This window comes from Mycobacterium sp. NTMscope_MAC_269 (assembly GCF_976985695.1).
In genome coordinates this window covers 3,821,337-3,842,300 of sequence record NZ_OZ335668.1, presented here as the reverse complement: position 1 = coordinate 3,842,300, position 20,964 = coordinate 3,821,337, and the positions used below count along the sequence as shown (strand labels likewise).

Genomic DNA, 20,964 nt, shown 5'->3' with positions numbered 1-20,964 from the left:
CTATTTGGGTGCGATCAACGCGAAGGCCTGCTTGGCGACCTGCAGCATCCAGCCGGTCACGGTCGGCCCGTGATCGCGCGGCCAGGTCAGCTGGAAGCTCACTACCCACGGCTGGCGCGTCTTGTCGACGGCGTACCAACTGAACGTCAAATCGCCCGGCAGGCCACCGGCTTTCGCGCCGATGTAGGGCCACACGTTGCGGTCCAGCTGGATGCCCGCCACCGCGGACAGAATCTCGCGCACCGGTGCGGCCGCGCCGACCGCGTCGGCCTGCAGCGCCGCGTGGACTCGGCAGATGTCCTCTGCGTTGCCGTACCATTCCGCGCCGTACGAGGACGCGGGCGAATGGGCGCGCATCGGATCCGGGTCATACGGCGTGGAATTCGCTTGCGCCAGTAGCTGAGCCCGGTCCTGCGGGGACCCGTGCTCCCACTGGCCGCGCAAATCGGGCCTGCCCCAGCCGACCGAGAAAAGCTCGTACATGGTGGGGAAGGGGGTCATGCTGCCCGGGTCGTGGTGGCCCGCCGTGGAGAGCGCTTCGGAGATGGCCTGGGTGCCCATCTTTCCGATCAGCAGATCGGTGGCCATGTTGTCGCTCGTGGCGATCATCTTCTCGGCGGCCTTGCGAACCGAGACATGGGCGCCGGCGGGCAGCGCCAAACCCGACGAGCCGACGGCCCGGCTCTTGTCGGTGACGGTCAGCTGGTCATCCCAGGACACCGTTCCGCTCTTGATGGCACCGGCGAGGGCGTGCAGCACGTAGAGCTTGAAAATCGATGCCAGCGGCAGGGATTCGCGGGTGTTGGTGCCCGCCACCGGGTTGCAGCGGCCGTCATCGACCCTGGCGACCTGATAGGAGTAGCGCGCGCCGGTCTTGCCCAGCACCGCGTCGACGTCCTGCCACGACTTGACCGTCGGCGCCCGGGTGTCCAGGTCGAACCGGTCCACCCACCCGCCGTCGTCGGTGTGGATCCGGATGTCTTGGCGGGCACCGTAGGACGACGTCAGGTGCAGTGTGGCCACGCTGGCGCCGATGTCCACGCCGTCAAGGCTGAATGGACGGTCCCACCACAGTGCCTCCATGGTGGTTTGCACCGACTCGACCTTGTCGGCGGCGGCCAGCGTGCCGACCCCGACCGGTCCGATGGGCCAATCGGAGTTGAGCATGTCCAACGTCTGCTGGGCCCGAATGCCCGGCGGGGTCCGGGTGTCGATCTGCCGTCCCGGGTTTGCGGCGTTCGCCTGCGGCGAGGGGGAGGGGGCGCAACCGGGCGCCGAGGTCACGATCAGGGCGGTGGCGGCGCTCAGCGCCAGTGCGCGGCGCCAGGCCGACCGCCCGCTAGCCAGCCTGCTTGTTTGCGGCAACGTCCAGCACAACCTCGAATTCCAGCAGGGACGCCCCGGTCGCCACCGGGTTGGCCCGATGGCCGGCGTGGGCCTCGATGGCGGGACCCTTCGCCCACGCCTGGAACGCCTCATCGGACTCCCAGTGCGTCACCACGAAGTAGCGGTCCTCGCCCTGGATCGGGCGCAGCAGCTGGAAGCCGAGGAAGCCGGGCTGATTCTCCACCGCGTGGGCGCGGTGGGCGAACCGCTTCTCCAGTTCTGGGCCGGCGTCGGCGGGAACTTCGATTGCGTTGATCTTCACCACTGGCGGCATGCCGCTTAGGCTACCCCGCCCCCCGTCCCGTTCAACTGGCGCGGTCCACGCAAGATGGTGGCATGCCCGGCGATTTGTTGACCCGTCACGGGGGGCGCGGCGAGCCCTTGGTGCTGGTGCACGGCCTGATGGGGCGCGGGACCACGTGGACGCGTCAGCTGCCGTGGCTGACCCGCATGGGCACCGTCTACAGCTACGACGCGCCGTGGCACCGGGGCCGCGACGTCGACGATCCGCACCCGATCAGCACCGAGCGGTTCGTGGCCGACCTGGGTGACGCGGTGAGCGCGTTGAGCGCCAAGGTCAGGATCGTCGGGCATTCGATGGGTGCCCTGCACGCGTGGTGCCTGGCCGCGCAGCGTCCCGAGCTGGTTTCGGCCCTGGTGCTCGAGGACATGGCGCCGGATTTCCGCGGTCGCACCACCGGCCCGTGGGAGCCGTGGCTGCACGCCCTTCCGGTCGAATTCGATTCCGCCGAACAGGTATTCGCCGAATTCGGGCCCGTCGCCGGGCGGTATTTCCTGGAGGCGTTCGACCGCACCGAAACCGGTTGGCGGCTGCACGGACACACCTCGCGCTGGATCGAGATCGCCGCGGAGTGGGGCACCCGCGACTACTGGGCGCAGTGGCGCGCGGTACGCGCCCCCGCGCTGCTCATCGAGGCCGGCAACTCGGTCACCCCGCCGGGCCAGATGCAACGGATGGCCGAAAGCGCTACCGCGGCAACATATTTGCGCGTTCCGCAAGCGGGCCACCTGATCCACGACGAAGCGCCCGGCCAATACCGCGAAGCCGTGGAGGCTTTCCTGGCCGCTCCGCATTCGCAGGCCTGACGCGCTATTCCTCGCCGGCCAGCGCGAACCGGCCGTCGCGGGTCTGCGTCACCAGGCCGTCGTCCAGCAGCGAATACAGCGCCCGGTCCCGCTGCGCGGTATCGGTCAGCCACGCGACATCCAGTTCGGCCCTGGTGGCCGGGGAATCCTTGCCGCGCAACACATCCAGCAGGCGGCCGCGAACCTGCCGGTCGGTGCCGGCGTAGGTCTGGACGCGCCGCGGCGGGCCTTGCGCGGCGGGAAAGCCCGCGTGCCGCCAGGCACACCGGCCCAGTGGGCACAGGCCGCATCGCGGCGCACGCGCGGTGCACACCGTTGCTCCCAGTTCCATCAGCGCGACCGAGAACTGCGGTGCGGTTTCGTCGTCGGGCAGCAGCGCGGATACGTCGGCGTGGTCGCGGGTCGCCGACGGCGCGCCCGCGTCGGCCAGGCCGTGCACGGCGCGCGCCACCACCCGGCGCACGTTGGTGTCGACCACGGGGACCCGCCGGCGATAGGCGAAGCAGGCGATGGCGCGTGCGGTGTAGCTGCCGACGCCGGGCAGCGTCAGCAGGGTGTCGACGTCGTCGGGAACGACGTCGTCGTGCTCGCGTGCGATCACGGTGGCGCACTCGTGTAAACGCTTGGCCCGCCGCGGATAACCCAGCTTGCCCCAGGCGCGCAACACATCCGCGGCGCTGGCCGCGGCGGTCGCCGACGGGGTCGGCCAGCGCCGCACCCAATCCGACCAGATCGGCAACACGCGGGCCACCGGCGTCTGCTGCAACATGAACTCGCTGACCAGGATCTGCCAGGCGCTCACCCCGGGCTCTCGCCAGGGCAGGTCGCGGCGCGAGCTGTCATACCAGTCGACAAGATTGGTGGCTGATATGAATTCCGGGCCCGTCAGGCCCGTCACCTCCGCTTGCGGCACAATCTCTGCCATGCCTAACACCAGTCCGGTAACCGCTTGGAAGTCACTCAAAGAGGGTAACGAGCGATTCGTCGCCGGTAAGCCGCAACATCCCAGCCAAAGTGTTGAGCATCGAGCCAGCCTGGCGGCCGGCCAGAGTCCCACCGCGGTCGTGTTCGGCTGCTCCGACAGCCGGGTCGCCGCCGAGCTCATCTTCGACCAGGGCCTGGGCGACATGTTCGTGGTGCGCACGGCCGGGCAGGCCATCGACACCGCGGTCCTGGGTTCCATCGAGTTCGCGGTGAGCGTGCTCAACGTGCCGCTCATCGTCGTCCTGGGTCACGACAGCTGTGGCGCGATCAAGGCCGCCCTTGGCGCGATCGAGGAGGGATCCATTCCCGGCGGTTTCGTGCGCGACGTGGTGGAGCGCGTGGCGCCGTCGATCCTGATGGGCCGCCGCGACGGCCTGAGCCGGGTCGAAGAGTTCGTGGAACGGCACGTCCGCGAAACCGTGGCGCAGCTCGTATCGCGGTCCACGGCGATCGCCGAGCGAATCGCCGACGGCACGGTGGCGGTCGCCGGTGTCACCTACCACCTGGCCGACGGGCGGGCGGCGTTGTGCGACCACGTGGGCGACATAGGGCAATAGCCCACGCGTTCGGCCGCCACTAACACGGCGATTGGCCGGCAAACCTAGCGACACGCCGAGGCGGGTCAACCGAATCGGCGTGACCTGGGCCTACGCTGCGAACGTGCTCGATCTGGAACCGCGGGGCCCGCTACCCACCGAGATCTATTGGCGGCGCAGAGGCCTGGCCATTGGTATCGCGGTCGTCGTGATCGGGATCGTGGCCGCCACCGTCATCGCGTTCATGGGGCACAGCTCGGGAGCCAAGCCCGCCAGCACCGACAAGCCGAACTCCGCGCAAAGCAAGCCGGGATCGCCTGCGCCCCAGGCGCCGCCGCCGGCGGGACCCGAAAACCCCGCCCCGGGAGCGCCGCCGGCGCAGGGCCAGAACCCCGAGACGCCCACCCCCACCGCCGCCGTGCAGCCGCCGCCGGTGCTGAAGGAGGGCGACGACTGCCCCGACTCGACGCTGGCGGTCAAGGGCCTGACCAACGCGCCCCAGTACTTCATCGGTGACCAGCCGAAGTTCACCATGGTCGTCACCAACATCGGGCTGGTCGCGTGCAAGCGCGACGTCGGCGCCGCGGTGCTGGCGGCCTACGTCTACTCACTGGACAACAAGCGGCTGTGGTCGAACCTGGACTGCGCACCGTCCAACGAGACGCTGATCAAGACTTTCACGCCGGGCGAGCAGGTGACCACCGCGGTGACGTGGACTGGCATGGGTTCGGCGCCGCACTGCCCGCTGCCTCGGCCTGCGATCGGGCCGGGCACCTACAACCTGGTCGTACAGCTGGGCAATCTGCGCTCGATGCCGGTGCCGTTCGTCATGAACCAGCCGCCACCGCCGCCGGGCCCGGTGCCCGGGCCGGGACAGCCGGGGGCCGTGCCTCAGCCGGAGGCGCCGCCGATGCCCGCGCCGGCCGGCTGAGCCCGACGCACGTCAACGCACGTCAACGCGCGTCAACTCAGAGAGTCCGTGATCGTCGATTCCGCGAGCTGCGACAGCCCCTCCCGCACGTGGCGCGCCCACATCGCCCCGATGCCGTCGACCGATTGCAGGTCGCTGGCGCTGGCCGCCAGCACGTTCTGCAGCGTCCCGAACGAGCGGACCAGTAGGTCGGCGTGGGCGAACTGCAGCCGGGGGATGCCGGCCAGCGCGCGGTAGCCGCGCGGGCTGACCGCCGAATCCTGCGCCTCCGTCGTCGTGGGATAGCCGAAAACCTTTGCCAGAGCGGTGAAGTCGAGCAGCTCGGTATCCGAGAGCGCGTCCAGCTCGTCCAGCGTCGCGGTCATCTGCGCCTCGGACAGCGGTTCCGGGCTGGCGTGGTAGTCCCGCACCATCAACTCCCGCGCGATGTCGTTGCCGCCGAGCAGCTCGTCCAGCTGCAGCCGCAGCTGACGCCCGTCGGTGCCGAGTTCGACCACGTCGTTGTCGATCACCTGGCCGATCCGCCGGACCAGCTCGAGCCGCTGCACCACCGTCAGCACATCGCGCAGGGTGACGAAGTCCTCGATCTCGGCCCGCGACAGTTGCCGGCTGACCTCGTCGAGCCTGATCTTGTACCGCTCCAGGGTGGCGATGGCCTGATTGGCCCGCGACAGGATGGTGGCGGAATCGGCGACCACGTGGCGCTCCCCGCCCACGTAGACGGTCACGATGTTCATCGAGTGGCTCACCGAGATCACCGGGTATCCGGTCTGGATCGCCGCCCGCTCCGCCGACCGGTGCCGGGTCCCCGACTCGTCGGTGGCGATCGAGGGGTCGGGCACCAGTTGCACGTTGGCCCGCACGATGCGGCTGCCGTCGGTGGACAGCACGACGGCGCCGTCCATCTTTGCCAGCTCGCGCAGGCGGGTCGGCGCGTAGCGCACGTCCAGCGCGAAGCCGCCGTCGCAGATGGCTTCGACGTTCTCGTCGTTGCCGAGCACGATCAGCGCTCCGGTACGGCCACGCAGGATGCGTTCCAGGCCGTCGCGCAGCCCGGTCCCGGGTGCCAGGCGGGCAACGGTGTCACGCAACGTCGGACGGGTCACAGCGTGCATTCTGCGGCCCATCGCGTCACGCGTCCAGCCGGTACGGCTTTGCGGGGCCGCCGCGACGGCCGGCGATGTTGATCATGTGCTCGAGTGCCGCGGCGATGGTGGGCGCTCGCAACGCGCGCATCCCGCGCGGCACGATTTCGCGCCGGGGATCGTCGCCGTCCGGGATGAGCGCGACGGTGAAGCCCTGGCGCGCGGCCTCGCTCAGCCGCCGCTCCATGCCGCTGACCCGCCGGAGGTCCCCGGCCAGCCCCACCTCGCCGATCATCACCGCCGTCGTGGGCAGCGGCAGATCGGCCAGCGCGGAGGCCAGCGCGACCGCGACCGCCAGATCCGATGACGGGTCGGTCAGCCGCATGCCGCCGACGGTGGACAGGTAGATGTCGTGGGCGGAGACGGGCAGCTTGGCGTGCTTTTCCAGCACGGCGGTGATCATCGCGGCCCGCGAATGGTCGATGCCGCTGACAGCGCGGCGCGGCGAGCCGCCGGACGGCGAGGCCAGTAGCGCCTGCACCTCGCCGATGAGCGGACGTTTGCCGTCGAGGGTCACCGTGATCGCGGTGCCGGGTACCGGCGCCGGGCGCTGATCCAAAAACAGGTTCGACGGATCGGCGACCCCCTCGATCCCGTTGTCGTGCAACAGGAAACAGCCGACCTCGTCGGCGGCGCCGAATCGGTTCTTGATGCCCCGGACCATCCGCAGGGAGCCGTTTCGGTCCCCCTCGAAGTGCAGGACCACGTCGACGAGGTGCTCGAGCGAACGCGGGCCGGCGATGGCCCCGTCCTTGGTGACGTGCCCGACCAGGATCAGCGCCACCCCGTTGGCTTTGGCCGCGGCGGTCAGCGCCGACGTCACCGCCCGCACCTGCGTGACGCCGCCGGCGACGCCGTCGGCCTCGGTGGTGGACATGGTTTGCACCGAGTCCACGATCACCAGCGCGGGCTTGACCGTGGCGATGTGCTCGAGCACGGTGTGCACGTCGGATTCGGCGGCCAGGTACACCTCGTCGCCGCCGCAGCCGATGCGGTCGGCGCGCAGCCGGATCTGGCCGGCGGACTCCTCGCCGGAGATGTACAGGGCGCGGCGGCCGAATTCCGCGCAGCGGTGGGCGACCTCGAGCAACAGGGTCGACTTGCCCACGCCCGGATCGCCCGCCAGCAGCGTGACCGAACCGGGCACCACGCCGCCGCCCAGCACCCGGTCGAGTTCGTCTACTCCCGTCGTGCGGTGCTGGCTGGCGTTGGGCTCGATGGAAGTGATCGGCACGGCCTGCGACCCCGCGGCCCGGGCGGCGCGGCGCCCGGCGACGGTGCCGAGCACCGGGACCTCGTCAACGGTGCCCCAGGTGCCGCACTCGAGGCAGCGGCCGACCCACTTCGCGGTGACGTGCCGGCATTCCGAGCAGCGGTATTGCGAGCGCGCGGTAGCCACGTGATGACGGTATCGAGCCGCTACGACAAGCCCCCGTCACGACAGGCGGTTACCCCGCGTGATTTTCGTGCGGCGGGGTCAGCCCGGCCGAAATCGGGACCAGCACGGTGGCTTGCCCGGCCTTCTCGAAATTGAAGGTGAAGTTATAGGTGAGGCCGTTCGAGATGGGCTTGGTCAAGGTGACGGTCGCCTTGGCCGCGGAGCTGGAATCGATCGGGCCCGGCGCCACCTTCTGGCCCTCGGGCGTGCCGATGAACAGCATCCCGCCGGCCGGCAACCGGGTGTCGCCGCTGACCGCCACGGTGCCGACGTCGCTGGTGATGCCGACCAGTTTGTCGGGGGCGGTCGGCGACTGGTTGACGGCCACCAGCACCAGGTCCACCGATCGGCCCGGCTGCAGGAAGTCACCCGTCTGCGTGGCCTGGATGTGGATGTTGCGCAACGCCACGTTGTTGAAGGTGACCTTGTTGCCGTTGATGGCGGGCTCCTGCACCGCCATCTGCGAGACCTGGCCGGCTCCGCAACCGCTGAGCAGGGCGGCCGCGACGGCCACCACGCCGGCGACGGCGACCCGTGTCGCGAACGCGGGAAGGCCGAGGCGGATCTTGAAGCGGTTCACTCTCTACAGCCTCCTGCTCGGCCGATTCGACTAATGCAACTATGCACAGTAGTAGGGACGCCGTGCGGGCGGTAGCGCGGGGCGCGGGACCAGCGCAGGAGCGCGGTGCGGGGCTTCGGCGCGCCGCCGAAGCGGGCGTGCAAAGCCGCGTTCCCAGCCGCTTCCGGAGCCGACCGGCGCTATTGGTAATGTGCTCCATTGCACGACTTGCTCCCCATGTCAACCCCTAATCTGCGCGTGTTGTGCCCCTGACCTGCATCGTTGCTTCGCGCGTGGTTAGGCGGCCGTGTTAGGATGAAGTAACGAAAGGGGCTCGAATCAGATGATCTTCAAGGTCGGCGACACCGTTGTTTACCCGCATCACGGTGCTGCGTTAGTCGAGGCGATCGAAACCCGGACGATCAAAGGGGAACAAAAAGAATATCTCGTCTTGAAGGTGGCGCAGGGAGACCTGACCGTTCGAGTTCCCGCGGAGAACGCCGAGTACGTCGGTGTCCGCGATGTCGTCGGACAGGAAGGCCTCGACAAGGTGTTCCAGGTGCTGCGCGCCCCGCACACCGAGGAGCCGACCAACTGGTCGCGCCGCTACAAGGCCAATCTCGAAAAGCTTGCTTCCGGCGACGTCAACAAGGTCGCCGAGGTAGTGCGCGACCTGTGGCGTCGCGACCAGGAGCGTGGCCTGTCGGCCGGCGAGAAGCGCATGCTGGCCAAGGCCCGCCAGATTCTCGTTGGTGAACTGGCGTTGGCGGAGAGTACCGACGACGCCAAGGCGGAGACCATCCTCGACGAGGTTCTGGCCGCCGCTTCCTGAAGGTCCTGACGCTTCGGTGGCCCCGAAGACGGGCACCTCAGGCAACGTAATCGCCGTCGTCCCGGCCGCAGGGTCGGGCGAACGGCTGGCAGCGGGAATTCCCAAGGCATTCTGCGAGGTTGCCGGCCGCACTCTGCTGGAGCGCGCCGTCGCCGGATTGCTGGATTCCGGCGTGGTCGATCACGTCGTGGTGGCCGTCCCTGTCGACCGGATCGATGAGGCCAAGCGGGTCCTCGCCGATCGGGCCACCGTCGTGGCAGGCGGGCCCCACCGCACCCAATCCGTCGACCTGGCCCTGGCGGCCCTTCCCGTGGCCGCCGCGTTCGTGTTGGTGCACGACGCGGCGCGCGCGCTGACCCCCCCAACGCTGATCGCCCGCGTGGTCGACGCCTTGCGGGCCGGCCACGACGCCGTCGTGCCCGCGTTGCGGCTGCACGACACCATCAAGGCCGTGGATGCCAACGGCGTGGTCCTGGGAACGCCGGAGCGCGACGGGCTGCGCGCGGTGCAGACGCCCCAGGGGTTCGCGACCGACCTGCTGCTGCGCGCCTACCGGGCCGGGGCCGGCGCGGCCGGCTTCACCGATGACGCGTCGCTGGTCGAGCACGTCGGCGGGCAGGTCCAGGTCGTCGACGGCGATCCGCTCGCGTTCAAAATCACCACCCAGCTCGATTTGTTGCTGGCCGAAGCGATCGTGCGCCGGTGACCGGGCCCCTTCCCCTGCCCCGGGTCGGCCTGGGCGTCGACGTGCACCCGATCCAACCCGGGCGGCCGTGCTGGCTGCTGGGTCTGCTGTTCGCCGACGCCGACGGCTGCGCCGGTCATTCCGACGGCGACGTGGGGGCGCACGCGCTGTGCGACGCGGTGCTGTCGGCGGCGGGGCTCGGCGACGTCGGCGCCGTGTTCGGCATCGACGATCCACGCTTGGCGGGCATCAGCGGCGCGGACATGCTGCGCCACGTCGCCGCCCTGGCGTCGGGCGAAGGCTTCCGGGTCTCCAACGCCGCCGTGCAGGTCATCGGGAACCGGCCGAAGGTCGGTCCACGCCGCGCCGAGGCACAACGCGTGTTGTCGGAATTGCTGGGGGCACCGGTGTCGGTGTCGGCAACGACGACCGACGGGTTAGGGCTGACCGGACGCGGTGAGGGGCTGGCCGCCATCGCCACCGCGCTCGTGGTCCCCGCGGGCTAAGCCCGCGCAGCGCCGGGCGCCGGGGAACTACCCGGTAAGCTGGCACGTCGTGACCGATCGCGCCCGCTTGCGGCTACACGACACGGCAGCCGGTGCTGTGCGTGATTTCGTTCCGCTGCGCGAGGGTCACGTCTCCATCTACCTGTGCGGGGCCACCGTCCAGGGCCTGCCGCACATCGGCCACGTCCGCAGCGGGGTGGCCTTCGACATCCTGCGCCGCTGGCTGATCGCGCGCGGGTGCGACGTCGCCTTCATCCGCAACGTCACCGACATCGACGACAAGATCCTCAACAAGGCCGCCGCGGCGGGCCGGCCGTGGTGGGAATGGGCGGCCACCTACGAACGCGCCTTTTCCGCCGCCTACGACGCCCTGGACGTGCTGCCGCCGTCGGCCGAGCCGCGGGCCACCGGCCACATCACCCAGATGATCGAGTTGATGGACCGCCTGATCGAAACCGAGCACGCGTATGCCGCCGGCGGCGACGTCTACTTCGACGTGCTCAGCTACCCGGAGTACGGGAAACTTTCCGGCCACAAGATCGACGACGTCCATCAGGGTGAGGGCGCGGCGACCTGTAAACGCGACCAGCGCGACTTCACGCTGTGGAAGGCCGCCAAGCCCGGCGAGCCGTCCTGGCCCACACCGTGGGGCCGCGGCCGGCCGGGCTGGCACCTGGAATGCTCGGCGATGGCCCGCACCTACCTAGGCGCTGAATTCGACATCCATTGCGGCGGAATGGATTTGGTGTTCCCGCACAACGAGAACGAGATCGCCCAGAGCCGCGCCGCCGGCGACGGCTTCGCCCGCTACTGGCTGCACAACGGCTGGGTGACCATGGGCGGCGAGAAGATGAGCAAATCGCTGGGCAACGTGCTGGCCATTCCGGCGATGCTGCAGAAGGTGCGACCGGCCGAGTTGCGCTACTACCTGGGCAGCGCCCACTACCGGTCGATGCTGGAATTCTCCGATACCGCCCTGCAAGACGCGGTGAAAGCCTATGTCGGCGTTGAGGAATTCCTGCACCGGGTGCGGGTGCGGGTCGGCGCCGTCGAGCCCGGCGATCCGACGCCGCGCTTCGCCGAGGCCCTCAACGACGACCTCGCGGTGCCCGCCGCGCTCGCCGAGGTGCACGCGGCCCGGGCCGAAGGCAATCGCGCGCTGGACACCGGCGACCATGAGGGCGCGCTGCGCCAGGCCCGCGCGATCCGGGCGATGATGGGCATCCTGGGCTGCGACCCGCTCGACGAGCGCTGGGAATCCCGCGACGAGACGTCGGCGGCGTTGGCCGCCGTCGACGTGCTGGTGCACGCGGAGCTGGAGAACCGGGAGAAGGCGCGCGAGCAGCGCAACTGGGCGCTCGCCGACGAGATCCGCGACCGGCTCAAGCACGCCGGCATCGAGGTCACCGACACCGCCGACGGGCCGCAGTGGTCGCTGCAGGCCGGCCCGGAACAGTAGGGGCCACGTATATGGCCGGCAATTCGCGTCGCCGCGGCGCAATCCGCAAGGCGGGCACCAAGAAGGGCCCGACCGTGGGTTCGGGTGGCCAGCGCCGCCGCGGACTGGAGGGCCGCGGCCCCACACCGCCCGCGCACATGCGCCCCAACCACCCCGCCGCCAAGCGCGCTCAGTCGTCCTCGCGGCGCCCGGCCAAGCGCACCGACGAGACCGAGACGGTGCTGGGCCGCAACCCGGTGCTGGAGTGCCTGCGCGCCGGCGTGCCGGCGACCGCCCTCTATGTGGCGCTGGGCAGCGAAGCCGACGAGCGGCTCACCGAATCCGTCTCCCGCGCAGCCGATTTGGGTATCGCGATCCTGGAGGTGCCGCGCACCGACCTGGACCGGATGACCAGCAACCATCTGCACCAGGGCATCGCGTTGCAGGTGCCGCCGTACAACTACGCCCACCCCGACGACCTGCTGGCGGCGGCGATGGGTTCACCGCCCGCGCTGCTTGTCGCGCTCGATAACATCTCCGACCCCCGCAACCTGGGCGCCATCGTGCGCTCGGTCGCCGCGTTCGGCGGCCATGGCGTGCTGATCCCGCAGCGGCGCTCGGCCTCGGTGACGGCGGTGGCGTGGCGCACCAGCGCCGGGGCCGCGGCCCGCGTGCCGGTGGCCCGCGCCACCAATCTCACCAGGACGCTGACGGATTGGGCTAATCGCGGCCTGCGGGTGATCGGGCTGGACGCCGGCGGGGACACCGTGCTCGACGACGTGGACGGCACCGACCCGGTGGTGGTCGTCGTCGGGTCGGAAGGCAAGGGGCTGTCGCGGTTGGTGCGGCAGAACTGTGACGAGGTCGTGTCCATCCCGATGGCCGGCAATGCCGAATCGCTGAACGCCTCGGTGGCCGCCGGGGTGGTGCTCGCCGAGATCTCCCGCCAACGCAGGCGTTAGTTGAGCGCCCGCCTCGCTGCTGCACTGCTGCTGTTGTCGGTGCTTCTGTCGTGGCCGGCTGCTGGCCAAACGCCCGACTTCGACCTGCAGGCCCACCGCGGCGGTCGCGGGGAGGCCACCGAGCAGTCGTTGCGCGCGTTCGCCAGGTCGCTCGAATTAGGTGTCAGCACACTCGAATTCGACGTCGTACTCACCCGAGACCGGCAACCGCTGGTGTGGCACGATCCGGCGATTGCGGCCGAGAAATGCGCCGACACCGCGCCAGCGTTCGCCGGTGACCCGCAGTATCCCTACGTCGGCAAAAGTGTGCACGAGCTCACGCTGGCGCAGGTCCGCACCCTGGACTGCGGGCGTCGGTTGGATGACTTCCCGCACGCCGAAGTGGTGCGGGGCAACAAGATCGCCACGCTGCCAGAGGTCTTCGCGCTCGCCGACTCCTACCGTGCCGACGCCGTGCGCTACGACATCGAAACCAAGCTGGAGGCCGACGACCCCGGCGCATCGGCCCAGCCGCAGGAGTTTGTCGACGTGATACTGGCCGCGGTCAGGGCCGCGGGCAAGGTCGAACGAGTGGAAATACAGAGCTTCGACTGGCGCACGCTGCCGCTGGTGCGCCGGGCCGAACCGGCCATTCCGTTGGTGGCGCTCTACGACGAGCGGACACCCGGGGATCCGATGATCGACGCGTTGACGGTGGGCGCCGACGCCGTCTCACCGGACTACCGGCTGGTGACCGGCAAGCCCTACGTCGACCGCGCGCATGCGTTGGGGCTCAAGGTTATTCCGTGGACTGTCGACGACGCCGACGCCATGCGCGAGCAGATCGCGTACGGCGTCGACGGCATCATCACCGACTATCCGACTTCGCTGCGCGGCGTGCTCGCCGAGCTGTCCATGCCGTTGCCACCGGCATACCGTCGGGGCTAGAGGCCCAGCAGGCGCGCTGACGCCCACAGCGCGAGCACCGCGACCACCACCGACACCGGCACGGTGCACACCCCGAGGCGGGTGTATTCGCCGACTCCGGCGTCGACATCGTGCTGGCGAAGCACGCGGCGCCACAACAGGTTCGACAATGAGCCGACGTAGGTCAGGTTAGGGCCGATGTTGACCCCGATCAGCACCGCCAGCACCGCCACCGGCCCGGCGGGTGCGACCAGTGGCAGCAGCACCAGCGTGGCCGGCAGGTTGTTGACGACGTTGGCCAGCACCGTCGCGATCGCGGCGATGGCCAGCAAGGCGGGCAGTCCCGAGCCCGACGGGAGCACCGCCGACATCGCCCGGTCCATCCCGCCCAGCATGACCGCCTGCACCACCACGCCCAGCGCCAGCACGAACACCAGGAACGACACGTTGACCGAGCGCACGATCTCCGCCACCGAGGTGTGCCGACGGCGCAGGCTGCGCGCGGCCAGCGCCGCGGCGCCGCACAGCGCCACCCAGGCCGGCGCCACCCCGACGGACTGCGCGACCGCGAAACCGGCGAGCGTCAACGCGACCACCGCCAACACGAACACCGGCGGGCGCGGTGGCGCGCCGAGTTGCTCCGGGTCCGGCTGCACCCGCAGGTCCCTGGCGAAGAACCACCGAAAGATCACGTAGAGGGTGACCACCGCGCCCAGCCACGGCAGCGTCATCACCAGCGTGAACTTGGTGAACGAGATGTTGGCCGTGTGGAAGGCCAGCAGGTTGGTCAGGTTGGACACCGGCAGCAACAGCGAGGCGCCGTTGGCCAGATGGGCGGTGGCGTAGGCGTAGGGCCGCACCCGGGTGCGCTGCCGCCGCACGGCGGCGAGCACTACCGGGGTCAACAACACCACGGCCGCGTCCAGACTCAGCACGGCGGTGATCACCGAGGCGATCACGAACACCCGTCGCAGCAGGGCGCCCGACCCGACGCGTCCGCGCGCGATCGCGGCGCCGGCGGCCTCGAACAGGCCCTCGTCGTCGCAGAGCTTGGCCAGGACCAGCACCGCGCCCAGGAAGGCGACGACCCCGGACAGGTCGGCGATCTCCTTTGCCGCCTGCTGGACCGAGATCGCGCCGATCCCGATCAGGATCAGTGCCGCCGGGACGGCGGCCAGCGCCTCCGGCCAGCCCCGCGGGCGCGCAACGGCGAACCCCAGGACAGCGGCGAGCAGCACCAGTGCAAGGGTCAGGGCCAAGGTCTAGACCGCTCCACTGAACGGGTCCTCGCGCCGCCACACCGTCGGCAGGTGCAGCGCGACTCCGTCGGCGCCGGCGAGCTCATCGAGGACGCGGATGGAGACGTCCAGGTCGTCGCCCGCATAGGGCAAGGCGCGCAACGGCTTTGTCAGGGGGCGGAAGAAGTCGTCCCAGTGGATGAGGATCACCCGGCGAGCCCCCACCGCGCGGACGGTCTCGGCCCAATAGTCGACCAGATACGACCGAGGCTGCAGCCCCAGCTGCCCGACGGACAGGTAGACGGCATCGGCGCGGTGCCCGGCCAACGCTCCCTTCACGAAACCGGCGCTGCCCTGGATCAGCAGCCGCCGGCCCGTCGGCCGGTGGTGCACCAGCGTCGACCACGACTCCCCGCAGCGGTACGCCGACGCCTTCACCGGGGTGATGAGCGGTTCGTCGATCGTGCCGGGATAGCGGTCGGGCGGGCAGTGGCGGGACTCCACCAGCGTTATCTCGTAGGCGCCCAACTGAATTGGCTGCCCATCGACCGCGGCAACGATCCGATTCTCCGGTAGACCGTAGCCGCGCCCGACGTTGGCCGCGGACTGGCCGCCGATCAGTTGCGCGCCGGTGCGGTCGGCGACCAGCGCGGAGTCCAGCACATGATCGATGTGGGTATGCACCGGAATGACGGCGGCCAGTCGCGACACCTTCGCGCGCGCCAGGCATCCATCGACGCGCGCCAGCGACGGCGCCACCTTGCCGGCCGCTATCTTGGCCAGGCTCGGCCGGGAGAAGTAGCCGTCGGTCATCAGCGCCGACGACCCGTCGTCGATCAGCAGCGTCGCCACTCCCATCCAGGTCACCGAGAGCGCGTCGGGCCCGGCCACGGGGGCGTCGAATCGGCTTGCGTATTCGGCGATGTCGGGGCGCCCGAGTTTGAGCCGCATCAGCAGAAGGCCCGCAGCTCGGTGCCGGCCGCCGTGAGACGATCGCGGACCGCGGCGGCAATCTGCACCGCGCCCGGCGAATCACCATGCACGCAAACCGATTCCACGCTCAGATCGAGCAGACTGCCATCGATGGCCGTGACCGTACCCGCGGTCACCATGGTGGCGACGCGCGCGGCGATCGCCGCCGGATCGCGCAGCACTGCGCCCGGTTCGCGGCGGGAGACCAACCGTCCGTCCGGTCGGTAGGCCCGATCGGCGAACGCCTCGGCCACGGTGCGCAGGCCGCGCCGGGCGGCCTCGTCGAAGAAGGCCGAACCGGCCATGCCCAGCACCGGCAGGCGGTCGTCCACCAGCCGCACCGCCTCGGCGACCGCGGCGGCCTGCTCGCCGTCGGTCACGATCGTGTTGTACAGCGCCCCATGCGGTTTCACGTAGGACACGAAAGAACCGGACGCGTGCGCGATCGCCTGCAGCGCACCGATCTGATACACCACATCGGCGATCAGGTCGTCGGCGGCGACGTCGATGAAGCGCCTGCCGAAGCCGGCGAGGTCGCGGTAGCTCACCTGCGCCCCGATGCGCACCCCGCGCCCGGCGGCCGACCGGCACACGCGCGCCAGGCCGGCGGGATCTCCCGCGTGGAATCCGCACGCCACGTTGGCGCTGGTGACGATGCCGAGCATCGCGTCGTCGTCACCGAGGCGCCAGACGCCGAAGCCCTCGCCCAGATCGGCGTTGAGGTCGATACCGGCCACCCGCCCAGCTTATGGGTGCGGGCTATTGGCGGGCGACCCTGGCCGCGATCTGCTGGGCGAGGTCGGCCGCGGACCCGCCGGGCAAAAAGGAGCCGCAGGTGGCGACGTCGATGACGACGTTGTTGCGCACGGTCAGCGCCCGCTGGCAGGCCCAGCCGTCGCTGGATTCCTGAACTTCCGACGTGCTGAGCGTGCCGCCGAGCTTGTGGGCGTCGCCCACCGTCCACGCGACTTCGGGCTTGCCCGGCCGGTGTTCGACGAACTTGCGGTCGGCGCAGGCGAACCACCGCCGCACCGAGGCGTCGTAGAAGGTGTTGGCCTGGCGCGCGGTGGGATAGGCGATCACGGCCTCGACGGTGGAATCGTTGCGGACCGTCGGATCGTCGAAGTTGTCGTCGAGGCGCCGGCCGCGCATCGCGGTCCAGCCGGTGTCCGCGTAGACGGCTTGTTGGGCGGGCCCGTACATCGCCAGGCAGTTTTTGTCGCTGAAAGTCGGGCTCGCGTCCCACATCGCCTGCACGCTCTCCCGAAGCCGCATCCCCGTCGTGAGCCACGAGTTGATCTCGTCCGCGCCGAGCATCAGGCCATCCAGGGCCGCGGCGGCCACCGGGGTCTGCGGCAGCGGACCGGAGGTGTCCGCGGGCGACGCGCTTCCGCCGACGACGGTGGTGCAGCCGCTCGCCAGGGCTGACACGGCCAGCACCAAGAACGCGATTCGCCGGTGCACCATTGCCTTTCGGATGCGGGTCGATGTGTGGGCCCAGCCTAGGCCGACGCCTCCCGCCGACGCCCCACCAGCCAGCAGACCAGGTAGATCAGAAACGAGATGCTGGCGACGAAGACCGACACCGGCACACCCGGGGCCAGCGACAACACGATCCCGCCCACCGCGGCCACCTCGGCGAACACCACCGACGTCAGCATCGCCGCCGCCGGCGAGGTGACCACCCGGGCCGCCGCGGCCGCCGGCGTGATCAGCAACGACATCACCAGCAGCGCTCCGACGATCTGCACCGCCTGGGCCGCCACCACCCCGACCAGGGCGGCGAACACGATCCCCAGAGCGTGGACCGGCACGCCGCGGGCGGCGGCGACGTCGGGGTCCACGGTGGCGAACAGCAGTGGGCGGTAACACGTTGCCAGCACGGCGATCACGAGAAGACAAACCAGCGCCAGCATCGTCAGCCCGGTGTAGCCGACCCCGACGATCTGGCCGGTCAGCAGGGCGAAACTGGTCGCCGTCCGGCCGGGGTAGAGATGGATGAACAGCACCGCCAGGCCCAGGCCGAACGCCAGCACCACCCCGATCACCGAATCGCGTTCCCGGGCGCGCCGGCCGAGGACGCCGAACAGCGCCGCCGCCAGGGCGCTGCCGATCAGCGCGCCGGCGCCCACCCCGAATCCGACCAGCAGCGCGAAAGCGGCTCCGGTCAAAGACAATTCGCTGGACCCGTGCACGGCGAACGACATCTGCCGCATCACGATGAACGGCCCGATCAGCCCGGCGACCAGCCCCAGCAGCGCGGCCGCCACCAGCGCCTGCTGCACGAAGTCGTGGCCGAGGAGATGCGCGGTGATGTCGAAGGAGAACAGGTGGTGTCCCATGTCGGCGAGCCGATTCTCCATCAGGCGTGCCCGTCGGTGTGCTCGCCGGCCACCACGTAGCCGTCCTTGACCTTGAGCACCTGGATGTCGGATCGGTACAGCGCCGACAGCGTCTGGCTGGTCATCACCTCATCGACGGTGCCGATCCTGAACCGGCCGTCGACCAGGTAGAGCACCCGGTCCACATACGGCAGGATCGGGTTGATCTCGTGGGTGACGACGATGACCGTGGTCCCCGCCTCCCGGCGGCGCCGCTCGATCAGCGCCGACACCAGCTTCGCGTTCGCCGGGTCCAGCGTCAGCAGCGGTTCGTCGCAGAGCAGCAGCGTCGGGTCGCTCACCAGTGCCTGGGCGATGCGCACCCGCTGCAGCTCGCCGCCCGACATCACGCCGACCCGGACGTCGGCCAGGTGTTCGCCGTTGACCCGGCTCAGCGCCTCGGCGACGGCCGCACGCCGCCGGGCCCGGTCGCGCGACCGCAGCGGGACCGCGCCCCAGCGTGCGCCGTCGATGCCCAGCCGGACCAGGTCCCGCCCCCGCAGCATCACGTCGTGATCCAGTGGCCGGTGTTGCGGCACATAGCCGATGCGCCCGCTGCCCGAGGCGATCGGCTTCCCCTCCACCAGTCCGGCGCCGGCGCTCAGCGACAGCTGCCCGAGGAGCACGTTGAGCAACGACGTCTTGCCGCTGCCGTTGGGGCCGAGTACCGCGATGAACTCGCCGCGCGACACCGACAGGTCCAGGTGGTCCCACAACACCCGGTCGCCGAAGGCGAGGCGGGCGCCGCGCAGTGAAACGGTGTCCGCGTGTCGGTCGACGTCCGGCGTCGCTCCGATCCTCACGGCTGGACGGGCCGGCTCGACTGCAGCGCGACCAGCAACCGGTCGACCGTATTGCGTTGCCAGCTCACGTAGTCGGACCCCTCCGGCAGGGTCTCGGCCACCTCGGTAACCGGCACACCCGCGCGTCCCGCGGCGTCGCGCAGGCTGGTGATCGCGGCCGCGGAGGTCTGCGGATTGACCATCAGCGCCGACACCTGACGCCGGTCGATCAGATCGAGGACCGATGCCAGATCGGCCGGCGCCGGGTCGGTCTCGTTCTCGATGGCCGCGGCGAAGGCGGGCGGAGTCCGGTTCAACAGGCCCGTCGCCTTCAGCAGGTAGAAGGCGACGGGTTCGGTCGCCACTACGGGGGCGTGGGGGTAGGTGGCGGCGATGCTGTGTTCGGTGATCGCGATGGCGTCGGTGTCGCGCTCGAAGGCGGCGGCATTGGCCCGGTAGTCCGCGGCGTTGCCCGGGTCGATCGTCGCGAGCCGGTCGGCGATTGTGGCGGCCACCGATTTGGCGACGCCCAGGTTGTAGAAGACGTGCTCGTTACGCGGCTGCCCGTCCTTTTCGAGGAACGAGTAGGCCTCGACCGGCTGGAGGACCGCCTTGGCGCCGGGCTGGCGGGCCAGCACGTCGTCGACCCACCCGTCGTAGCCTCCGCCGTTGAACACGACCAGGGCGGCGTCGGCGATGGCGGCGGCGTCCGACGGGCTGGCCTCATACGAGTGCGGGTCGGTTTCCGCCCCGCTCACGATGGACTTGACCGCCACATGGCGGCCCGCGACGGCCCGCGCGACGCTGCCCCACACGTCGGTCGACGCGACGACGGCGGACGCGTGCGGATGCGCCGGGTGACCGCCGCAACCGGACAGCACCGCCGAGCCGGCCACGGCCAGAACGGCCGCCAGCCGGCGCGTCGCGGGGGCGCGCGTTCGCCCATGCGTCAGTGCCATGCGCACGTCCGATTTCCTCCCGCCCGCCAGCAAGCCGATCCACAATACTAATGAAAATCGTTTCCATTACAAAGCCGCCGACGGGAAGCGCATGGGCGGCGCACCGATCCGCTGTAGCGTCACCGAACGTGAGCCCCACCCCGCGCCGGCGTGCGACCCTGGCGTCGGTCGCGGACGAGCTCAACGTTTCGCGCACGACGATCTCGAACGCGTTCAACCGCCCCGATCAACTCTCCGCGGACTTGCGCGAACGCGTGCTCGCGACGGCCAAGCGACTGGGATACGCAGGCCCCGACCCGGTGGCGCGCTCCTTGCGAACCCGCAAGGCCGGCGCGGTCGGTCTGGTGATGGCCGAACCGCTGACCTATTTCTTCAGTGACCCCGCCGCAAGGGATTTCGTCACCGGGGTGGCGCAGTCGTGCGAGGCGGCCGGGCAGGGGTTGCTGCTAGTGGCCGTGGGGCCCAGCCGCAGCCTGAAAGAGGGAACGGACGCTGTGCTGTCGGCGGGCGTGGACGGTTTCGTCGTGTATTCGGTGTGCGACGACGATCCCTATCTGCAGGTGGTGTTGCAGCGACGGCTGCCGGTCGTCGTGGTCGATCAGCCCAAGGATCTGGCCGGCGCCTCGCGGGTGGGCATCGACGACCGCGCGGCGATGCGCGAGCTCGCCGACTACGTGCTGGGCCTGGGGCATCGCGAGATCGGTCTGCTGACCATGCGACTGGGCCGCGACCGACGCCACGGTCTGGTGGACGCCGAGCGGTTGCGCTCGCCCGCCTTCGACGTGCAACGCGAGCGCATCATCGGCGTGTGGGAGGCGATGGCGGCCGCCGGCATCGACCCGGATTCGCTGACGGTGGTGGAAAGCTACGAGCACCTGGCCGAGTCGGGGGGCACGGCCGCCAAGGTGGCGCTGGAAACCAATCCGCGCATCACCGCGCTGCTGTGCACCGCGGACATCCTTGCGCTGTCCGCCATGGATTACCTACGGGCGCATGGCATTTACGTGCCCGGCCAGCTGACCGTGACCGGATTCGACGGCGTGCCCGAGGCCATCAACCGCGGCCTGACCACAGTGTCGCAGTCGAGTCTGCAGAAGGGCCGCCGCGCGGGCGAGCTGCTGTTGACGCCGCCGCGATCGGGTCTGCCGGTCACGGAAAGTTCAGAAGTCCTGGACACCGAACTGATTCGCGGCCGCACCGCCGGCCCGCCGGCGTGA

The 20,964-nt window shown here is 70.2% G+C and carries 23 protein-coding genes; 10 read left to right on the top strand and 13 right to left on the bottom strand.

All coding sequences use genetic code 11. The annotated features are described in order from the left end of the window. Positions 1 to 1,365: a serine hydrolase gene (locus tag ACZ50Z_RS18065; protein WP_464484774.1), complete on the bottom strand. Its 1,365-nt coding sequence runs from the start codon at positions 1,363 to 1,365 to the stop codon at positions 1 to 3. After that, entirely contained in the window at positions 1,340 to 1,660 is a 321-nt protein-coding gene (gene mhuD / locus ACZ50Z_RS18060; protein WP_293046727.1) for a mycobilin-forming heme oxygenase MhuD, read from the bottom strand. Before mhuD ends, ACZ50Z_RS18065 begins: the two co-directional genes overlap by 26 nt. A gap of 62 nt (positions 1,661 to 1,722) precedes the next feature. On the opposite strand from mhuD, the gene ACZ50Z_RS18055 reads away from it, so the two are divergent. Beyond that, positions 1,723 to 2,493, top strand: coding sequence for an alpha/beta fold hydrolase (locus ACZ50Z_RS18055; protein WP_464484773.1), 771 nt, complete (start codon positions 1,723 to 1,725; stop codon positions 2,491 to 2,493). Between the two features lie 4 nt (positions 2,494 to 2,497). On the opposite strand, the gene ACZ50Z_RS18050 is transcribed toward ACZ50Z_RS18055, so the two are convergent. Then, on the bottom strand, positions 2,498 to 3,418 hold the full coding sequence (locus ACZ50Z_RS18050) for an HhH-GPD family protein (protein ID WP_464484772.1): 921 nt from the start codon (positions 3,416 to 3,418) through the stop codon (positions 2,498 to 2,500). Here ACZ50Z_RS18050 and ACZ50Z_RS18045 point away from each other — a divergent pair. Both ACZ50Z_RS18045 and ACZ50Z_RS18040 read left to right on the top strand, forming a co-directional pair. Next, complete coding sequence (locus ACZ50Z_RS18045; protein ID WP_464484771.1) at positions 3,417 to 4,034, top strand: carbonic anhydrase; 618 nt, start codon at positions 3,417 to 3,419, stop codon at positions 4,032 to 4,034. The two genes, ACZ50Z_RS18050 and ACZ50Z_RS18045, sit on opposite strands and share 2 nt — an antisense overlap. 103 nt (positions 4,035 to 4,137) lie before the next feature. Further along, the gene (locus ACZ50Z_RS18040; protein ID WP_464484770.1) at positions 4,138 to 4,944 is read left to right on the top strand and encodes a hypothetical protein; all 807 of its coding nucleotides are present in this window, start codon (positions 4,138 to 4,140) and stop codon (positions 4,942 to 4,944) included. Between the two features lie 32 nt (positions 4,945 to 4,976). Here ACZ50Z_RS18040 and disA read toward each other — a convergent pair whose 3' ends face one another. Genes disA through ACZ50Z_RS18025 form a run of 3 tightly spaced genes read right to left on the bottom strand, consistent with a single transcriptional unit; the run spans position 4,977 to position 8,107 of the window. Next, positions 4,977 to 6,059: a DNA integrity scanning diadenylate cyclase DisA gene (gene disA / locus ACZ50Z_RS18035; RefSeq protein WP_464484769.1), complete on the bottom strand. Its 1,083-nt coding sequence runs from the start codon at positions 6,057 to 6,059 to the stop codon at positions 4,977 to 4,979. A 16-nt stretch (positions 6,060 to 6,075) separates the two neighbouring features. Next, the gene (gene radA, locus ACZ50Z_RS18030) at positions 6,076 to 7,488 is read right to left on the bottom strand and encodes a DNA repair protein RadA (protein ID WP_464484768.1); all 1,413 of its coding nucleotides are present in this window, start codon (positions 7,486 to 7,488) and stop codon (positions 6,076 to 6,078) included. A gap of 49 nt (positions 7,489 to 7,537) precedes the next feature. Further along, positions 7,538 to 8,107 carry a copper chaperone PCu(A)C domain-containing protein gene (locus ACZ50Z_RS18025; RefSeq protein ID WP_464484767.1) on the bottom strand — a complete coding sequence of 190 codons (570 nt, stop codon included), beginning with the start codon at positions 8,105 to 8,107 and terminating at the stop codon, positions 7,538 to 7,540. Positions 8,108 to 8,429: 322 nt separating this feature from the next. Between ACZ50Z_RS18025 and carD the strand changes: the two genes are divergently transcribed. The 6 genes from carD to ACZ50Z_RS17995 are packed head-to-tail and all read left to right on the top strand — an operon-like array spanning position 8,430 to position 13,436. Next, positions 8,430 to 8,918: an RNA polymerase-binding transcription factor CarD gene (carD, locus tag ACZ50Z_RS18020; RefSeq protein ID WP_003419482.1), complete on the top strand. Its 489-nt coding sequence runs from the start codon at positions 8,430 to 8,432 to the stop codon at positions 8,916 to 8,918. Positions 8,919 to 8,934: 16 nt separating this feature from the next. Next, on the top strand, positions 8,935 to 9,624 hold the full coding sequence (gene ispD / locus ACZ50Z_RS18015; RefSeq protein ID WP_464484766.1) for a 2-C-methyl-D-erythritol 4-phosphate cytidylyltransferase: 690 nt from the start codon (positions 8,935 to 8,937) through the stop codon (positions 9,622 to 9,624). Then, on the top strand, positions 9,621 to 10,109 hold the full coding sequence (gene ispF, locus ACZ50Z_RS18010; RefSeq protein WP_464484765.1) for a 2-C-methyl-D-erythritol 2,4-cyclodiphosphate synthase: 489 nt from the start codon (positions 9,621 to 9,623) through the stop codon (positions 10,107 to 10,109). Before ispD ends, ispF begins: the two co-directional genes overlap by 4 nt. A gap of 49 nt (positions 10,110 to 10,158) precedes the next feature. After that, on the top strand, positions 10,159 to 11,568 hold the full coding sequence (gene cysS, locus ACZ50Z_RS18005) for a cysteine--tRNA ligase (RefSeq protein WP_464484764.1): 1,410 nt from the start codon (positions 10,159 to 10,161) through the stop codon (positions 11,566 to 11,568). Between the two features lie 11 nt (positions 11,569 to 11,579). Beyond that, the gene (gene rlmB / locus ACZ50Z_RS18000; RefSeq protein WP_464484763.1) at positions 11,580 to 12,509 is read left to right on the top strand and encodes a 23S rRNA (guanosine(2251)-2'-O)-methyltransferase RlmB; all 930 of its coding nucleotides are present in this window, start codon (positions 11,580 to 11,582) and stop codon (positions 12,507 to 12,509) included. Next, a complete protein-coding gene (locus ACZ50Z_RS17995; RefSeq protein ID WP_464484762.1) occupies positions 12,510 to 13,436 on the top strand; it encodes a glycerophosphodiester phosphodiesterase in 927 nt (308 codons plus the stop codon). It begins immediately after the preceding gene. Here ACZ50Z_RS17995 and ACZ50Z_RS17990 read toward each other — a convergent pair. Genes ACZ50Z_RS17990 through ACZ50Z_RS17960 form a run of 7 tightly spaced genes read right to left on the bottom strand, consistent with a single transcriptional unit; the run spans position 13,433 to position 19,747 of the window. Next, positions 13,433 to 14,674: an SLC13 family permease gene (locus ACZ50Z_RS17990; protein ID WP_464484761.1), complete on the bottom strand. Its 1,242-nt coding sequence runs from the start codon at positions 14,672 to 14,674 to the stop codon at positions 13,433 to 13,435. The two genes, ACZ50Z_RS17995 and ACZ50Z_RS17990, sit on opposite strands and share 4 nt — an antisense overlap. Positions 14,675 to 14,677: 3 nt before the next feature. Further along, the gene (locus ACZ50Z_RS17985; protein WP_464484760.1) at positions 14,678 to 15,604 is read right to left on the bottom strand and encodes an MBL fold metallo-hydrolase; all 927 of its coding nucleotides are present in this window, start codon (positions 15,602 to 15,604) and stop codon (positions 14,678 to 14,680) included. Beyond that, positions 15,604 to 16,362: a LamB/YcsF family protein gene (locus tag ACZ50Z_RS17980; RefSeq protein WP_464484759.1), complete on the bottom strand. Its 759-nt coding sequence runs from the start codon at positions 16,360 to 16,362 to the stop codon at positions 15,604 to 15,606. Before ACZ50Z_RS17980 ends, ACZ50Z_RS17985 begins: the two co-directional genes overlap by 1 nt. Before the next feature lie 22 nt (positions 16,363 to 16,384). Beyond that, positions 16,385 to 17,092 carry a sensor domain-containing protein gene (locus ACZ50Z_RS17975; RefSeq protein ID WP_464484758.1) on the bottom strand — a complete coding sequence of 236 codons (708 nt, stop codon included), beginning with the start codon at positions 17,090 to 17,092 and terminating at the stop codon, positions 16,385 to 16,387. A 35-nt stretch (positions 17,093 to 17,127) separates the two neighbouring features. Continuing rightward, the gene (locus tag ACZ50Z_RS17970; protein WP_464484757.1) at positions 17,128 to 17,988 is read right to left on the bottom strand and encodes a metal ABC transporter permease; all 861 of its coding nucleotides are present in this window, start codon (positions 17,986 to 17,988) and stop codon (positions 17,128 to 17,130) included. Then, the gene (locus ACZ50Z_RS17965) at positions 17,988 to 18,809 is read right to left on the bottom strand and encodes a metal ABC transporter ATP-binding protein (protein ID WP_464484756.1); all 822 of its coding nucleotides are present in this window, start codon (positions 18,807 to 18,809) and stop codon (positions 17,988 to 17,990) included. Before ACZ50Z_RS17965 ends, ACZ50Z_RS17970 begins: the two co-directional genes overlap by 1 nt. Next, positions 18,806 to 19,747, bottom strand: coding sequence for a metal ABC transporter solute-binding protein, Zn/Mn family (locus ACZ50Z_RS17960; RefSeq protein WP_464484755.1), 942 nt, complete (start codon positions 19,745 to 19,747; stop codon positions 18,806 to 18,808). The genes ACZ50Z_RS17965 and ACZ50Z_RS17960 overlap by 4 nt, the downstream gene beginning before the upstream one ends. A gap of 128 nt (positions 19,748 to 19,875) precedes the next feature. On the opposite strand from ACZ50Z_RS17960, the gene ACZ50Z_RS17955 reads away from it, so the two are divergent. Further along, on the top strand, positions 19,876 to 20,964 hold the full coding sequence (locus ACZ50Z_RS17955) for a LacI family DNA-binding transcriptional regulator (protein ID WP_464484754.1): 1,089 nt from the start codon (positions 19,876 to 19,878) through the stop codon (positions 20,962 to 20,964).